Raw genomic sequence first — 14,995 nt, forward strand, 5'->3', positions numbered from 1 at the left:
GGTATATTATTGCTATGTGCGCTGCAAGATCGCCGCACGCATGGTCGACTTACGTCGTAGACTGATCCTTAAGCCGGCCGAGGCTCTCCTGGCGCCCCAGGACGTCCAAAACCTCAAATATACCAGGCGACGTCGTCCGTCCGGTGAGCGCCGCCCTGAGCGGCTGGGCGACCGCGCCGAGTTTGAGACTATTTTCCTCGGCAAAGGCGCGCAGCGCGGCTTCAGTTGCCGTACCGCTCCACGTCTCGACCTTCTCCAGCGCGGAATGAAGCTGGCCGATCAGCTTGCGATTTTCGGGCGTCAGCAATGCTTCCGCCTTGGGATCGAGCGCCAGCGGCCGGTCGGCAAAGATGAAATGGGCGCCGTCGATCAGCTCGATCAGCGTCTTGGCGCGCTCCTTCAGGGCCGGCATGGCCTTGAGGAGCTGCGAACGCGTGGTGTCGTTTAACTTGGCCTTGAGCTCGCTCCGTCCGGGCACATGGTCGAGCACGTCCTCGAACATCTTCACGAGCGATTGATCGTCGGTGTGGCGGATGTAGTGGCCGTTGAGGCTTTCCAGCTTGGCGAAGTCGAAGCGGGCGGCGGCCCGGCCGACGCTGGCGAGGTCGAACGCCGCGATCATCTCCTCGGTCGAGAAGATCTCCTGGTCGCCATGGCTCCAGCCGAGCCGGACCAGGTAGTTGCGCAGCGCCGCAGGCAGGTATCCCATGGCGCGGTAGGCATCGACGCCGAGCGCGCCATGCCGCTTCGACAGTTTCGAGCCGTCCGGGCCGTGGATCAGGGGGATGTGGGACATGCTCGGCAGTGCCCAGCCCATCGCATCGTAGATCTGCTTCTGGCGCGCGGCGTTGATCAGATGGTCGTCGCCGCGGATCACGTGGGTAACGCCCATGTCGTGGTCGTCGACGACCACCGCGAGCATATAGGTCGGGTTGCCATCGCCGCGCAGCAGGACGAGATCGTCGAGGTTCTCGTTCTGCCAGACCACGCGGCCCTGGACCTGGTCCTCGATCACGGTCTCGCCGGTCTGCGGCGCGCGCAGGCGGATGGTGGGCTTCACGTCGCTTGGCGCCGTCGCGGGATCCCGGTCGCGCCACATGCCATCATAGAGGCGGGTGCGGCCTTCCGCGCGCGCCTTCTCGCGCATGGCGGCGAGCTCCTCGGCCGTGGCGTAGCAGCGATAGGCCTTACCGTCGGCCAGCAGCTGCTCGGCGACCTCGCGGTGGCGGGCGGCGCGGCTGTACTGGTAGATCACCTCGCCGTCCCAGCCGAGCTCGAGCCACCTCAACCCGTCGAGGATGGCGCCGATCGCAGCCTCCGTGGAGCGCTCCCGGTCGGTATCCTCGATCCGGAGCAGCATCTTGCCGCCGTGCTTCTTGGCATAGAGCCAGTTGAACAGCGCCGTGCGGGCGCCCCCGATATGGAGAAAGCCGGTCGGGGAGGGAGCAAAGCGCGTGACGACGGAATCGGACATTCTTGGCAAGGCCTATGCATTGGAGGCGGTGGTGTATAGCAGGAACGGGACATAACTAAAGCCCGACGCGGACAGGCCTTGCTTAAGCTCTTGGCGCGGCCACGCGAATTTGGCAGAAGGACCGCTGATTTCCCTACAGGATTTTCGTAATGACAGAACCGGTGGCAGCTGAGGTTGGGCGCGATTTCATTCGTGACATCATCCAGGCCGATCTCGATCAGGGCAAGTACCAGGAGATCGTGACCCGGTTCCCGCCGGAGCCGAACGGCTACTTGCATATCGGCCACGCCAAGTCGATCGCACTCAACTTCGGCATCGCCCAGGAGTTTCCGGGCCGCTGCCATTTGCGTTTCGATGATACCAACCCGGTCAAGGAAGAGCAGGAATATATCGATTCCATCCAGGCCGACGTGCGCTGGCTCGGTTATGACTGGGGCAAGAACCTGTTCTTCGCCTCGGACTATTTCGACCGTCTGTACGAATGGGCGGAGCAGCTGATCCGCGACGGGCTCGCCTATGTCGACGACCAGACCCAGGAGGAGATCCGCCTCTCGCGCGGCACGCTGACCGAGCCGGGCAAGAACTCGCCGTTCCGGGACCGCAGCGTGGAGGAGAACCTCGACCTGTTCCGGCGGATGAAGGCCGGCGAATTCCCCAACGGGGCGCGTGTGCTGCGGGCCAAGATCGATATGGAAGCGGGCAACATCAATCTGCGCGATCCCGTGCTGTATCGCATCCTGCATGCGCACCACCCGCGCACCGGCAACGCCTGGTGCATCTATCCGAGCTACGACTACGCCCACGGCCAGTCGGACGCCATCGAAGGCATCACGCATTCGATCTGCACGTTGGAGTTCGAGGACCACCGGCCGCTCTACGACTGGTTCATCGAGAAGCTGCCGGTACCGTCCAAGCCGCACCAGTACGAATTCGCGCGGCTGAACCTGACCTACACGCTGCTGTCCAAGCGCGTGCTGACCCAGCTTGTCCGCGACGCCCATGTCGCGGGCTGGGACGATCCGCGCATGCCGACCATCGCGGGAATGCGCCGCCGCGGCGTGCCGCCGGCCGCCTTGCGCGAGTTCGTCAAGCGCATCGGCGTCGCCAAAGCCAACAGCGTGGTCGACGTCGGCATGCTGGAGTTCTGCATCCGCGAGGAGCTGAACCGCAGGGCGCAGCGCCGCATGGCGGTCTTGAGGCCGCTGAAGGTCGTGATCGAGAACTATCCGGAAGGGCAGACCGAGGAGCTCGAGGCGATCAACCATCCCGACGATCCGTCGGTCGGCACGCGCAAGATCACGTTCGGCCGCGAGCTCTATATCGAGCAGGACGACTTCATGGAGAACCCGCCGAAGAAGTTCTTCCGCTTGTCGCCGGGCAACGAGGTGCGGCTGCGCTATGCCTACTTCGTCAAGTGCACCGGCGTGATCAAGAACGACAAGGGCGAAGTGGTGGAGCTGCGCTGCACCTATGATCCCGCGACCAAGGGCGGCAACGCGCCCGACGGCCGCAAGGTCAAGGCGACCATGCACTGGCTGGCGGCGGCGACGTCGAAGCCGGCGGAGATCCGCATCTACAACCAGCTGTTCTCCAATCCGAGCCCGGACGCCTCGAATTTCGCAGCCGATCTCAATCCGAATTCGCTGGAGATCCTGTCCGATGCGCGGATCGAGGCTTGCGTTGCGGAGAGCAATTCGACCGAGCCGGTGCAGTTCGAGCGCCAGGGCTATTTCGTGCGCGACAAGGACTCGACGCCGGGCAAGCCGGTGTTCTCGCGCACCATCGGCCTGCGCGACACGTTCGCGAAGGAAGTCGCGAAAGGTTGAGGGCTGACCTGAGCAAGCGACGCCGACGCCATCGTTTCCGCCATCATCGCGAAATGGTGCGCCGGCTTCGCAAAGCTCGATGCAACGGCTCCGGTCGCTACAGCTTGTAGCCGATCTTCCTCAGGAGGTCCTTCCGCCACGCAATGTCGGCGTCGGTCTCGATACCCAGCGGTGAGGCGCCATCCACTACGCCGAGCACGCCACGGCCGAGCTCCGTTTGTGCGACGATCACCTGCGTGGGGTTGGCCGTCGCGCAGTAGATGCGGCAGACCTCCGGCACCGAGCGCACGGCAGCTAGGACGTTGACCGGAAAGAAGCCGTCGCCCAGGAAGATCAGAAAAGTGTGGCCGGCGCCAATGGCCAATGCGTTGTTGCGGGCGTGGGTGAGGGCCGCTTCGTCATTGCCCGACCAGCGCACCAGCCGCTTGCCGGAGGCCTCGCAGAAGGCCAGCCCGAATCGGATGCCCGGAACCGTGCCAACGAGCGCCTCGTGGAGATCTTCCACGGTCTTGATGAAATGCGACTGACCGAAGATGAAGTTGGCCGCCTCCGGCTTGACGATGGGTACGACGGTGAGTTCCATGGCCGCGCTCCGGGAGAGAGCTACACAATTCATGTTAGGCCGACGGAAAGCGATTGTCAGCCGCTGCCCGAGCCGCTTGGTGGAACCGGCGGACTCGCTCCAGGTCCTTCGCATGCGAACCGTCCTGGTCCGTTTTCGTCTTGGAGTCGACGCCGGCAGGACGGACCGTTCGGATCGCTCCTGCGACATTGTCCGGTCCGAGGCCGCCTGCGAGCACGACCGGTACACGGACGACATCCACGATGCGGCGACTGATGTTCCAATCATGCGTCACGCCGAGCGCGCCGATCTGCCTGTCCGTGCACCGATAGCTGTCGAGCAGCAGAAAGTCTGCGATGCCATCGTAGCTCTCGGCAATTGCGACGCTTTCCTCGGAGAACACCGGTATGCTTCTCATCACGACGATCCCGGGCAACATGCGCTTGAGGGAAGCAACATCTTGCGGGGAAAGCAGTTCGGCGCTGGCTCCCAAATGGACGATCGCGGGGTTGAGCTCGCGCGCCCACGACGCAATCAAGGCGAGATCGCAGGTCAGAAACAGTGCCGAGAATTTCGATGGCGGTACAATTGCCGCGCCGATCTTGGAAGCCGTTGAGATCGGCAGTTCGCGTGGAAATTGGCCTTCTCCGACGAGCACGCCGACATGGTCGACGCCAATGACTGAAAGTGCGGACGCCTCTTCGGGGGTAGAGATTTCATAGATCTGGGTCAACATCGGCGCAACCTCTCCGAGTCTCAGGGAGACGCCTCGAACGCTGCCATCACCTCGGCCAGCATCCGTTCCTGCTCTCCCGCATAGCGCGGAGAGAAGTGAAAAGGCTCGACGCGGCGGACCTTGGCTTCCCGTGCGACTTCTCCGGCAGCCGTGGTGGTAAGATGAGCCCGCTCCTTCGCTATTGCGGCGTCCGCGTCCGCAAACGCCGCCTCGATGAAGAGGATGTCTGCATTCTGAACCAGCGCCACGATGGCGGTGCGATTGGCCGGCGTGTCGGCAACATCGGTCACATAGGCGATTTTCTGGCCGGCAGTGACCGTCACGAGATCGCGCAGGCTTGAGAGTGGCACGAGGCGATCCGACTTGTTCGCTTCTTCGATACGGATCAAATGATCGTCCGCGCGACGCTCGACGACGGCCTTCTTTAGCGACAGCAACCAGGGACCGACGGGTAGTCCACGCTCCGACAGCCTGTTCTTCCATACGTTGACATGGGCCGCCTCCTGCAGCGCAAAGGCGAGGCAGGGCGTGCCATGCTCAAGGATCGCGGCTGACACGCGATGGGTCGGTTCATCGCAGAGTACGCCCGCAATGGTGTTGCCAGAGACGGATGGCTCTGCTGCGAAGCCTTTCCTCAGCCGGAACCGGGTGGTGAAGGTGGAATTTTCCGCTCCAAGTTCGCTGACGTCGAAAACAAGATCGCAGGAATAGTTTTCGACCAGGTTCCAGCGATAGGCCTGAAGCTTGTGAAAGACGTGCTCGGCTAAGCCGGCCGGACCGAACAGCTGTACCGATTTCTCGTGCCCGACGAGCAAACGCAGCAGATGGTCGAAGCCAACGAAATGATCGATATGCGCATGCGAGACAAAGACCTGGTCGACGCGTCGGATCTTCCGCGGCGCCAGTGAAGCAATCTCTCCAATGTCGAACAGCAGACTTCGCTTCTCGAACAGCGTTTCGACATAGACCGTAGGATCGCCGTAGCGACCGTTGACCAGGCTAGGATGGAAAAGCGGTCGCATGACAACAATTCTGCTGCAACAGTCCCAAATGCATCTCTCCTCATCTTAGGGGACGGCGATGGATTTCGCACCGGGCAGGATCGAGCTAGAATACATCTATCGGATCGAGGAGAGAGCCATGAAACTCGTTTCAAGCGCCTTCGCCGATGGTGCCGCAATTCCGCGACGGTTTACCTGTGATGGCGAAAATCTTTCGCCACCTCTGCAATGGAGCGACGCGCCGGAGGGGGCGCGGAGTCTTGTCCTGCTCTGCGATGATCCCGATGCGCCCGCCGGCAAATGGCATCATTGGGCAGTGTACGACATTCCGCCGGAGGTCACGCAATTTGCGATCAACGCCGCACAGAACGCCAGAATGAAGCAAGCCGTCAATGATTTTCGGAAGGCGGGTTATGGCGGCCCGTGTCCACCGCACGGCCATGGGCCTCATCACTATCATTTCCGACTGCTTGCCCTCTCGACGGAGGGCCTGCCGGTAAAGGCCAATGCATCCTGCGGCGACGTCGAGCGAGAGGCGCGCAAGCACGTGATCGCGGAAGCGACCCTCGTCGGTTGGTACGAGAGGTAAGCGAAAGAATGCCCTAAACTAGATATCGTAATACAGATGGAACTCGTAAGGATGCGGTCGCAGCCGGATCGGGTCGATCTCCTTCTTGCGCTTGTAATCGAGCCAGGTTTCGATCACGTCGGCGGTGAAGACATCCCCGCGTAGCATGAATGCGTGATCGCGCTCGAGCGCGTCGAGCGCCTGGTCCAGAGATCCCGGCGTGGACTTCACCTCCTTCGCCTCGGCAGTCGGGAGGTCGTAGAGATTCTTGTCGATCGGGCTGCCAGGGTCAATCCGCCTGTCGATACCGTCGAGGCCGGCCATCAGCATTGCAGCGAAGGCCAGGTAGGGATTGCAGGACGGATCGGGTGAACGAAATTCGACGCGCTTTGCGCGCGGATTCGGCGAATACATCGGAATCCGGCAGCAGGCGGAGCGATTGCGCTGGGAGTAGACGAGATTGATCGGAGCTTCATAACCCGGCACCAGGCGCCGGTAGGAGTTCGTGGTGGGGGCGCAGAGCCCGCACAACGCCCAGGCGTGGCTCAAAAGCCCGCCGATATAGTAGCGCGCGAGCTGGCTCAGCTCGGCGTAGTCGCCCTTGTCGTAGAACAAGTTGGTCTCGCCCTTCCAGAGCGACTGGTGAACGTGCATGCCCGAAGCGTTGTCCTCGAACAGCGGCTTCGGCATGAATGTCGCGGTCTTGCCATGCTGATGCGCGGTGTTCTTGACCACGTATTTGTAGATCATCAAATTGTCGGCCATGCGGGTCAGCGTGGTGAAGCGCATGTCGATCTCGTTCTGGCCGCCGGTCGCGACCTCATGGTGATGGGCTTCGATCTGGATCCCCAGAGATTCCATCGTCAGCACCATTTCGGTGCGTAGCGCCTGCATGCTGTCGGTCGGAGGAACGGGAAAGTATCCCTCTTTCGGGCGCGGCTTGTGGCCGAGATTCGGTCCTTCATCCGTGGCGGTGTTCCAGCTGCCTTCGCTGGAGTCGATTGCGTGCATGGCGAAGTTGATGCCCTGTCCGTAGCGGACCTCGTCGAAGACGAAGAACTCGGCCTCCGGGCCGAAATAGCTCGTATCGGCAAGCCCGGTACCCTTGAGGTAGGTTTCGGCCTTCTGGGCGATGTAGCGGGCGTCCCGGCTATAGGATTGGCCGGTCACGGGGTCGCGGATGTTGCAGATGAGAACCAGCGTCTTGGCCGGACTATAGGGGTCGACGAAGGCGGTCGTCGGATCCGGGACGACGAGCATGTCGCTTTCCTGGATCTCCTGGAAGCCGCGGATCGATGAGCCATCGAATCCAAGGCCCTCGTTGAGTGCATCGGCATTCACCGCGCTCGGCGGTACGGAAAAATGTTGCCACATCCCCGGCAGATCGGTGAACCGCAAATCGATCATCTGGACGTTCTCGTCCGTGATCGCCTTCACGAGGTCTTCGGCTGTCGTACATTTTGCAACCATGGCTTCGCTCCCAGGTCAGCGTCCCGAGATCGCGTAGCCGTTCGGCCGCAACCTGGCGGCTCGCGACGGACTGTGGTCCACGTTCGGCGTTGTCGCCGCAGTCAGGCAAGCTTTGCGCCGACTGTCAGCTTTGGTGTGGCCCGCGCATCAGCTTCATCGCATCTTCGATGTGCCGCCAGGTTCTTGCCAATTCGAGCTCGCCCTTCTGCTCGAGTTCGATGGCGTTTTGAGCGGCTTCCGCAATGGCCTTGGGGCCATGGGCTTCCAGCAACTGCCGCGCATAGTCGTGAATTTCCATTTCTCGCATGGCGTCATCTCCCTCTGCTCCGGGCGCGACCTTCCGCTGCGCCGGGAACGGTCGACATTGACACCTGTCTAGCGTCGTCAGTCTGCATCCGGGTGCGCCGCACTCGCAAGGGCCCTCTCCTGGATGCGCGGCCGGGCTTGGCGCCGGCTCCCGGACCGCCCTCGCGGCCACACAATGCAGGCCGGACGGATGATTTTTTCATCGGTGCGTCCCCAGATAAGTAGGAGAGGGGAGGTGAGCATTATGCGCATCCAACATTGGCAAGACGCTGCCAGCCTGTTGGTGGGCGTATGGCTGGTCCTGTCGTCCCCTATCCTTGGTTTATCCGGGGCGGCTGTCTGGATCACCATCGCGCTTGGGCTCGGCGTCATGCTGTTTGCCGTAGAGGCCTTTGTCATCCCGTCCTACCTGGAAGAGTGGGGCGAAATGCTGCTGGGACTGGCGCTGGTGCTGGTGCCTTGGACCATTGGCTATGACCAGGTAGCAGCCACGGCGAGCAGCGTATTGTCGGGCCTGCTGGTGATCTTGCTCAGTGGCTGGGAGCTGATGACCGATCGTGACTTCAGCGCCTGGTGGCACGATCGCTGGCATCACCCGGCCGGCTGACAAAGAGCAATCGGCCAAACTCGCCGCCGACCGCTATCGGCTGGCGGCCGGAGGCGAGGCTCGATTTGAGCACGCCAGGGACAACGCCTTGGCGCGACGGGGATTCCAATGGCCGTCGTCGCGCTGAAAGGCCGATGCGGCCATTGTGCAGGCCGTGCGGATCCTGCACCTAGACCTGCACAAGACCATTCCGTCACGATGCGGTTCTGGGCTCGATCGGCTGCCAGATGCTGATCTTGCGCGTCTCCGGCATCAGGAACAGCGCGAGCAGGAAGCATACCGCGGGGACCGCGATCGGGTAGATCAACGCGTAGCCGATGCTCCCGGTCGCCGCGAATGCCGCCGACGTGATGAACGGCACCAATCCACCACCCCAGCCGTTGCCGATGTGGTATGGCACCGATACCGACGTATACCGGATCCTGCCCGGAAAGAATTCCGCCAGGAACGCGCCGACCGGCCCATAGACCATCCCAACGTAGCAAACGAGGATGAAGATGATGAAGATCGCGGTCGGATAGTTGACGTTGCCGGGCTGCGTGACTGCTCCCAGCCATAGATACAGCGGATAGTACGTGATTGCGGCCAGCAGCATGCCGCCCAGGATTACCGGCTTGCGGCCGATCTGATCCGACAGCCAGCCGAAGAAAATCAGGCTCGGTGTGGCAATCAGCAGCGCGGCTCCCACGATATAGGCGGAGGTCAGCGGATCCAGCTTCGAGACCTGCTGAAGGAAGTACAGCGCCCAGAACTGACCGCTGTACCAGACCACCCCTTGCCCGATCAGGACCACGATTGCGATCCCGATGAATTTGATGTTCGAACTGAGGAAGGCCTCCCTCCACGGATTCGTCGTCATCTGGCCGCGGGCCCTGATTTCCTGGAAGATCGGCGTCTCCTGGAGCTGGAGCCGAATGTAGATTGCGATGGCCACAAGCAGGAAGGACACCAGGAACGGAACGCGCCACGCCCATTCGTCGAACGCCTGATTGCCGAACCAGGTCCGTGTCAGGATGATCACGGCCAGGGACACGACGATGCCGAGAGTCGGAGAGGTCTGCAGCCAGCCGGTGTAGTAGCCGCGCTTGTCGTCCGGAACATGCTCTGCGACATAGGTGATGGCGCCGCCATATTCGCCGCCCAAGCACAGACCCTGAATCATGCGCAGACCGAACAAAAGGAACGCCGCCGTCAGACCGATGGACTGGTAGGTCGGGATCAACCCGATTGCTCCCGTACCCAGTCCCATTCCGCTCAGCGTGATGAGGAACGTATATTTTCGCCCGACGCGGTCGCCCATCCATCCAAAGAGGAAAGCTCCCAACGGACGGATCAGGAATCCTGCAGTGAACAGCGCGATCGTGCTGAGGAGGGCTGCAACCGGGTGGGACTGCTCGAAGAACTTGACCGACAGAACTGCGGCCAGGCTGCCGAAGATATAGAAATCATACCATTCGATGACGTTTCCCACCGACGCAGCAACAATCACGCGGCGAAAATCGCTCGGTACTTGAATTGCCATGTGCTGCTCCTGTCAAATTCAAACGCTACTCTCGGCGCTTTTCAGCGTCCTTCGCTCGCGCGCTACGCTTGGTGCGCGACGCCACAGGCGAGAATTGCGAGTTGCGTCGGCAGCGCCAAATCTCAGGGAGGCTTGAGCCACCCGAGAAAGAGCTCCAGCGGTCGCTTCGTTACCGCGAGCTATCACAACCTGCCCGTATTGCCGGGGAGGCGGAGACGCAGTGTAGTCCCGCCGGGGCTGGCGTCTTATGAGACTTTCGGCTCAATCGACCGAACCGGGGCTGCCCAAGTCCTGCAAGTCCTGAGATGGAACGGGGTCGCCAACCGCGCTCGGCGATTTTGTCACGAACGAACGGAAAGGCCTCTCAGGCGTTGTGTGGGTCCAACGAGGATCCCGCCATGCAGAACATCGCAGAGCATATGGAAGTGATCGGCGCCGACGGCGTCCATGTCGGCACGGTCGACCGCGTCGAGGGCAATCGCATCAAGCTGACTAGGAAGGACAGTGGGGAAGGCAGCCACAAGGGGCACCATCACTTCATCGACAAGGGGCTCGTTGCCGATGTCGAAGGCAATAAGGTCCGGCTGTCCGCCAAGGCGTCGGTGGCCGTGACCATGGAAGAGGAAAAGTAGGGCCCGCCCGACTTCGTTCCTGATCTGTACCGCTATTCGCGCAGCCGCACGTTCCGGTAGCCTCCGCACCCGTCGCGTATCGTAAGGTGCAGGGGAATGGCGGAGCCGGGGCGGCCAGTACGCTCCCAGGGAGTTGCGGGGACGTGGCCGGTCGGCCGCGCCGCACCGGCTGGCGGCTTTGCGCCGGCGGGCTTTGGCGTCTGGCCGGCTAGCGTCGCAACGTTGCGCGAATGGGCCCGCGCCGAGGCCGGGCCTGGTCGGCTGTTGCCGTGGGTGCCGGTCGCCTTCGGCGGCGGCATCGCGCTTTATTTCGCCGCAGATCATGAGCCGGTGCCGTGGGTGGTCGTCGCGACCGCGGCCGTTCTCGCGCTTGGCGCCGTGCTGCTGCGGCGGAGCCGGTTGTTTGCGCCCGCGATCGTGATCGCGGCGGTCGCCGCCGGCTTTGCCACGGCGACCTGGAAGACGGCGCGCATCGCCCACATCGTTTTGGCCAAGCCGCTCTATTCGGTGTCGCTGTCGGGCTTTGTGGAAGCACGCGACATCCGCGAGCGCACCGATCGCTTCGTACTGCGTGTCAGCGCGATGGAGGCGCAACGCAGCGACGTGAAGCTCGAGCGCGTCCGCCTCTCGGTGCGCAAGGGCACGGCGCCTGAAGTCGGCAGCTTCGTGCAATTGAAGGCGCGGCTGTTGCCGCCGATCTCGCCGGTGCGACCTGGCAGCTATGATTTCTCGCGCGATATGTTCTTCCAGGGCATTGGTGCCTCCGGTTTCGTGATGGGCGCGATCACGGCTTCGGTGCCGCCGGATGCCGGCGGCTTGCGGCTGCGCTACGCCGCCTTCATGCAGGGCCTGCGCGATGCGATCGACGCGCGCATCCGCTCAACGCTCGAAGGCGACAACCGCGCGATTGCGACCGCGCTGCTCACGGGACGGCGCGATGCGATCAGCACGCCCGTCAACGACGCCATGTTCATCTCGGGGCTCGGCCATGTGCTGTCGATCTCCGGCTATCACATGGCGGTCGTCGCCGGCGTCGTCTTCTTCGCAGTGCGCGCGCTGCTGGCGCTGATCCCGGGAATGGCGGCCGGCTTCGCCATCAAGAAATGGTCGGCGGCCGCTGCGCTGGCGGCGGCAGCGTTCTACCTGCTGCTGTCAGGCGCGGAGGTCGCGACACAGAGATCGTTCTTCATGACCGCGGTGGTGTTGATCGCCGTGATGGTCGATCGCCGCGCCATCACCTTCCGAACCCTCGCTGTGGCCGCGCTGATCGTGCTCGCGGTCGCGCCCGAAGCGCTGGTGCATCCCAGCTTCCAGATGTCCTTCGTCGCGACGCTCGGGCTGGTGGCGCTGGTGCAGATCGGCATGCCGAACCTGCTTGCATCGCCCGATCATTCGACGACAGCGCGCATCGCGCTGTGGGGCGGCCGCGAGATCGCGATGCTGTTGCTGGCTTCGTTGATCGCGGGGCTTGCGACCACGCCCTATGCCGCTTTCCACTTCCATCGCGTGACGCCATACGGCGTGCTCGCCAATCTCGGCGCGATGCCGGTGGTCTCGGCGCTGGTGATGCCGGCGGGGCTTTTAGGGTTGCTCGCGGCGCCCTTCGGCCTCGACGGCGTGTTCTGGTGGCTGATGGGGATCGGCATTGACTGGATGGTCGCGGTCTCGCGCTGGGTGGCGGCCCTACCGGGCGCAGTTGGCCGCATTCCGGCGTTCGGAATCGCGCCGTTGATCGCGGCCAGCCTCGGGATCATCGTGATGGGCCTGTTGCGCACGCCCTTGCGCTTGTCCGGCGCCCTGGTGCTGCTGGTAGCGATCCTCTGGGGACTGTCGGTGCGGCAGCCCGATATCCTGATTGCCGGGGATGGCGCGAGCGTCGCGGTCCGGGGCGGCGACGGGCGTTTGCATGTGATCCGCGCGAGCAAGGATGGCTTTCTGCTGAGGGAATGGTTAGCCGCCGATGCCGATCCGCGCGATGCCGCCAACGCCTCGTTGGCGAGCGGTGTGTCATGTGACGAGTCCGGCTGCGTGGCGCCGCTTGCGGACGGGCGGCTGGTCGCGCTTTCTCTGCGCATCGACGCGCTGGCTGATGATTGCAGCCGCGCTGCGTTGGTGGTGACGGCGCGGCCCGCGCCGCCCGATTGCGCAGCGATGGTGGTCGATCGGTCGCGCCTTGCCAGTCAGGGCGCGCTGGCTCTGACGCAAAACGGAGAGGGTTTCTCGGTGCAGGTGGTGAGGGCGAGAGGCGCAAGCCGCCCTTGGCTGCCGGCCGGCGCCGGCGAGGGGGATTTCGACGGCAGCCTTGCGCCGAAGACGGCCGTGCCCCGCAATCGGGACGCAACGCCATCGGAGGCCGACTTGCAGGCTGACGATTGAGGATCGATGCGGAGGAGGCGCGGGATTCTGCAGGACGCAAACCATACCATCTCGCCGGCCTCAGCCGGCGATGGCATTTCAAGTTCTGGCCCTCGACAAATCGGCCGGGGGCGCGCCGACGATCAGCCGATCGGCAGGCGTGTGATCGTGGACCTCGTCTCGGCGACGATCTGCGGCTTGTGCTCGCGCTCGCCAACCGGCTGGGTCACCGGCAGTTGCAGCACGGTCGCGCGCTGGCCTTCGACGAGCTGCGTCACCAGCACGTACTTGCCGTCGGGAAATTCGATCGCGTCATGATGGCGATCGGGAATGTGCGGATCGATCTTGCCGAACTTGCCGACGCGGGAGTTGACGGTGCGCGTCCAGATCCAGCGGTTGTCGTAACGAACGTTGTCGGCGAAAGCGAGCTCCGTTCCCGGCAGCAGGCAGACCGCGACGGAGAGATCGGCTTCAGAGGCGAAGCCGCGTGTCGAGGTGCCGCGGAAGGTTGTCGTGACGATCGTCTCGCCGACTTCGGCAGGGCGCGTCGCGACGGCATGCAGGCTATAGTCACACATCGGGTGCTCCTCATGCGAAGATAGCAAGCCGCACCTCTCTTGGAGGCGCAGGCCTCTATCAGGGTGAAGCATACAACGTTCTGCTCGGTTGTGGGCAAATCTGCGGCTGGGCTTCGCGAGCCGCGATCACATTATCTTTCCCGGATTCGATAGGAACAAAGCCGACGCCTGTGCATTCGAACGGCGCCAATGTCAGCGCCCCGCGGGTGCTGACCGGCTCGCTTATTGCCGGCTCGATTGCGGAGAGCTGCGCATCACATTCCGCGCGTCGCGAATTCGTACTGGCTCGATTGCTTGCGCACATGGCGGTGCGACTGTGTGGCAATGGCCTGCGACGCTGATGCTGCGATCAGCGCTGCAATGATTGTCCATGAAACATCTGGCGGGTGGCGTCTCCTCGAAGCTGTGGCCGCGAAGCGATGTTGCTTCGTGCGGCGTGCCGAGGATCTCGCACCGGAAAAAGGACCGGATAGTCTGAGCAGAACCGGAAAGACCATCCAGCCAGAGCGGAAAATGATCCGCTCCAAGAGGTGTCCAACGACCGCAGACCGCTCAGTACTTCCGGTAGAGCCCGATCAGCTTGCCCTGAATCTTCACGCGGTTCGGCGGAAGAATGCGGACCTCGTAGGCGGCATTGGCTGGCTCGAGTGCGATCGAGGCGCCGCGGCGGCGGAAGCGCTTGAGCGTGGCCTCCTCGTCATCGATCAGCGCCACCACGATGTCGCCGGTATCGGCGCTCTCGTTGCGCTGGATCAGCGCCATGTCGCCATCGAGGATGCCGGCCTCGACCATCGAATCGCCGCGCACTTCGAGAGCGTAGTGCTCGCCCGCGCCGAGCATGTCGGGCGGTACGCTGATGGTGTGGCTGCGGGTCTGCAACGCCTCGATCGGCGTGCCGGCCGCGATGCGGCCCATCACGGGCACCGCGACGGGACGCTCGCCCTCGTCAACAGGCGGGCTGGAGCTCGCGCGCACCTTGCCGAGATTGCCCTCGATGACGCTCGGCGTGAAGCCGCGGCGATTGCCGGCAGCGGCCTGGAGTTCGGGCAGCTTGATCACCTCGATGGCGCGGGCGCGGTTGGGCAGGCGGCGGATGAAGCCGCGCTCCTCGAGCGCAGTGATCAGGCGATGAATGCCTGACTTCGAGCGCAGGTCGAGCGCATCCTTCATCTCGTCGAAAGACGGCGGCACGCCGCTTTCCTTCAGACGTTCGCTGATGAACCGCAGAAGCTCGTATTGTTTGCGCGTCAACATCTCGACCAAAGTCCCCCGGTTGATGTCGTTCGATTCCGAGACGATGAATTCAGCGATAAGCCGCTACATCCTCGAAACAAATCATGAACGGACACTATATGTTC

General features: G+C 63.1%; 14 protein-coding genes. 5 read left to right on the forward strand and 9 right to left on the reverse strand.

The window, feature by feature from the left end:
• Positions 1-49: 49 nt before the first annotated feature.
• Positions 50-1,474 (reverse strand): glutamate--tRNA ligase, encoded by a 1,425-nt coding sequence (gene gltX / locus P6U27_RS16915; protein ID WP_129145025.1) that lies wholly within the window; start codon positions 1,472-1,474, stop codon positions 50-52.
• 149 nt (positions 1,475-1,623) lie between these two features.
• Here gltX and P6U27_RS16920 point away from each other — a divergent pair, with 149 nt between their 5' ends.
• Complete coding sequence (locus P6U27_RS16920; RefSeq protein ID WP_407194315.1) at positions 1,624-3,300, forward strand: glutamine--tRNA ligase/YqeY domain fusion protein; 1,677 nt, start codon at positions 1,624-1,626, stop codon at positions 3,298-3,300.
• 97 nt (positions 3,301-3,397) lie between these two features.
• Here P6U27_RS16920 and P6U27_RS16925 read toward each other — a convergent pair whose 3' ends face one another.
• From P6U27_RS16925 to P6U27_RS16935, 3 genes are read right to left on the reverse strand one after another with little or no spacing between them, the layout of a single operon-like run.
• Positions 3,398-3,883: an adenosine-specific kinase gene (locus P6U27_RS16925; RefSeq protein ID WP_122403068.1), complete on the reverse strand. Its 486-nt coding sequence runs from the start codon at positions 3,881-3,883 to the stop codon at positions 3,398-3,400.
• A 34-nt stretch (positions 3,884-3,917) separates the two neighbouring features.
• Positions 3,918-4,598, reverse strand: a complete 681-nt coding sequence (locus P6U27_RS16930; protein ID WP_122403069.1) for a phosphoribosylanthranilate isomerase — start codon at positions 4,596-4,598, stop codon at positions 3,918-3,920.
• A gap of 20 nt (positions 4,599-4,618) precedes the next feature.
• Entirely contained in the window at positions 4,619-5,620 is a 1,002-nt protein-coding gene (locus tag P6U27_RS16935) for an MBL fold metallo-hydrolase (protein ID WP_122403070.1), read from the reverse strand.
• A 118-nt stretch (positions 5,621-5,738) separates the two neighbouring features.
• On the opposite strand from P6U27_RS16935, the gene P6U27_RS16940 reads away from it, so the two are divergent.
• Positions 5,739-6,188, forward strand: a complete 450-nt coding sequence (locus tag P6U27_RS16940; protein ID WP_122406644.1) for a YbhB/YbcL family Raf kinase inhibitor-like protein — start codon at positions 5,739-5,741, stop codon at positions 6,186-6,188.
• 18 nt (positions 6,189-6,206) lie between these two features.
• Here P6U27_RS16940 and glnA read toward each other — a convergent pair whose 3' ends face one another.
• Both glnA and P6U27_RS16950 read right to left on the reverse strand, forming a co-directional pair.
• Complete coding sequence (gene glnA, locus P6U27_RS16945; protein ID WP_122403071.1) at positions 6,207-7,637, reverse strand: type I glutamate--ammonia ligase; 1,431 nt, start codon at positions 7,635-7,637, stop codon at positions 6,207-6,209.
• A gap of 124 nt (positions 7,638-7,761) precedes the next feature.
• The gene (locus P6U27_RS16950; RefSeq protein WP_122403072.1) at positions 7,762-7,944 is read right to left on the reverse strand and encodes a hypothetical protein; all 183 of its coding nucleotides are present in this window, start codon (positions 7,942-7,944) and stop codon (positions 7,762-7,764) included.
• A 243-nt stretch (positions 7,945-8,187) separates the two neighbouring features.
• On the opposite strand from P6U27_RS16950, the gene P6U27_RS16955 reads away from it, so the two are divergent.
• Positions 8,188-8,550, forward strand: a complete 363-nt coding sequence (locus P6U27_RS16955) for an SPW repeat protein (RefSeq protein WP_162500593.1) — start codon at positions 8,188-8,190, stop codon at positions 8,548-8,550.
• Positions 8,551-8,743: 193 nt separating this feature from the next.
• Here P6U27_RS16955 and P6U27_RS16960 read toward each other — a convergent pair whose 3' ends face one another.
• Positions 8,744-10,072, reverse strand: a complete 1,329-nt coding sequence (locus tag P6U27_RS16960; protein ID WP_122403073.1) for an MFS transporter — start codon at positions 10,070-10,072, stop codon at positions 8,744-8,746.
• Positions 10,073-10,470: 398 nt separating this feature from the next.
• On the opposite strand from P6U27_RS16960, the gene P6U27_RS16965 reads away from it, so the two are divergent.
• Both P6U27_RS16965 and P6U27_RS16970 read left to right on the forward strand, forming a co-directional pair.
• Positions 10,471-10,704 (forward strand): DUF2171 domain-containing protein, encoded by a 234-nt coding sequence (locus tag P6U27_RS16965; RefSeq protein ID WP_122403074.1) that lies wholly within the window; start codon positions 10,471-10,473, stop codon positions 10,702-10,704.
• A 96-nt stretch (positions 10,705-10,800) separates the two neighbouring features.
• Positions 10,801-13,080, forward strand: a complete 2,280-nt coding sequence (locus tag P6U27_RS16970) for a ComEC/Rec2 family competence protein (protein ID WP_407194316.1) — start codon at positions 10,801-10,803, stop codon at positions 13,078-13,080.
• 122 nt (positions 13,081-13,202) lie between these two features.
• Here P6U27_RS16970 and P6U27_RS16975 read toward each other — a convergent pair whose 3' ends face one another.
• Positions 13,203-13,637: a hypothetical protein gene (locus P6U27_RS16975; RefSeq protein ID WP_162500262.1), complete on the reverse strand. Its 435-nt coding sequence runs from the start codon at positions 13,635-13,637 to the stop codon at positions 13,203-13,205.
• A 552-nt stretch (positions 13,638-14,189) separates the two neighbouring features.
• Entirely contained in the window at positions 14,190-14,891 is a 702-nt protein-coding gene (gene lexA, locus P6U27_RS16980) for a transcriptional repressor LexA (protein ID WP_122406646.1), read from the reverse strand.
• Between the last annotated feature and the right edge of the window lie 104 nt (positions 14,892-14,995).

The sequence above is a fragment of the Bradyrhizobium sp. STM 3566 genome, from assembly GCF_045571445.1.
In the GTDB taxonomy this organism is placed as follows: Bacteria; Pseudomonadota; Alphaproteobacteria; order Rhizobiales; family Xanthobacteraceae; genus Bradyrhizobium; species Bradyrhizobium vignae.

Bases quoted from the DNA above. Each gene is read 5' to 3' on its own strand.
- gltX (WP_129145025.1), bottom strand. From the start codon at position 1,474: ATGTCCGATTCCGTCGTCACGCGCTTTGCTCCCTCCCCGACCGGCTTT.
- P6U27_RS16920 (WP_407194315.1), top strand. From the start codon at position 1,624: ATGACAGAACCGGTGGCAGCTGAGGTTGGGCGCGATTTCATTCGTGAC.
- P6U27_RS16925 (WP_122403068.1), bottom strand. From the start codon at position 3,883: ATGGAACTCACCGTCGTACCCATCGTCAAGCCGGAGGCGGCCAACTTC.
- P6U27_RS16930 (WP_122403069.1), bottom strand. From the start codon at position 4,598: ATGTTGACCCAGATCTATGAAATCTCTACCCCCGAAGAGGCGTCCGCA.
- P6U27_RS16935 (WP_122403070.1), bottom strand. From the start codon at position 5,620: ATGCGACCGCTTTTCCATCCTAGCCTGGTCAACGGTCGCTACGGCGAT.
- P6U27_RS16940 (WP_122406644.1), top strand. From the start codon at position 5,739: ATGAAACTCGTTTCAAGCGCCTTCGCCGATGGTGCCGCAATTCCGCGA.
- glnA (WP_122403071.1), bottom strand. From the start codon at position 7,637: ATGGTTGCAAAATGTACGACAGCCGAAGACCTCGTGAAGGCGATCACG.
- P6U27_RS16950 (WP_122403072.1), bottom strand. From the start codon at position 7,944: ATGCGAGAAATGGAAATTCACGACTATGCGCGGCAGTTGCTGGAAGCC.
- P6U27_RS16955 (WP_162500593.1), top strand. From the start codon at position 8,188: ATGCGCATCCAACATTGGCAAGACGCTGCCAGCCTGTTGGTGGGCGTA.
- P6U27_RS16960 (WP_122403073.1), bottom strand. From the start codon at position 10,072: ATGGCAATTCAAGTACCGAGCGATTTTCGCCGCGTGATTGTTGCTGCG.
- P6U27_RS16965 (WP_122403074.1), top strand. From the start codon at position 10,471: ATGCAGAACATCGCAGAGCATATGGAAGTGATCGGCGCCGACGGCGTC.
- P6U27_RS16970 (WP_407194316.1), top strand. From the start codon at position 10,801: ATGGCGGAGCCGGGGCGGCCAGTACGCTCCCAGGGAGTTGCGGGGACG.
- P6U27_RS16975 (WP_162500262.1), bottom strand. From the start codon at position 13,637: ATGTGTGACTATAGCCTGCATGCCGTCGCGACGCGCCCTGCCGAAGTC.
- lexA (WP_122406646.1), bottom strand. From the start codon at position 14,891: ATGTTGACGCGCAAACAATACGAGCTTCTGCGGTTCATCAGCGAACGT.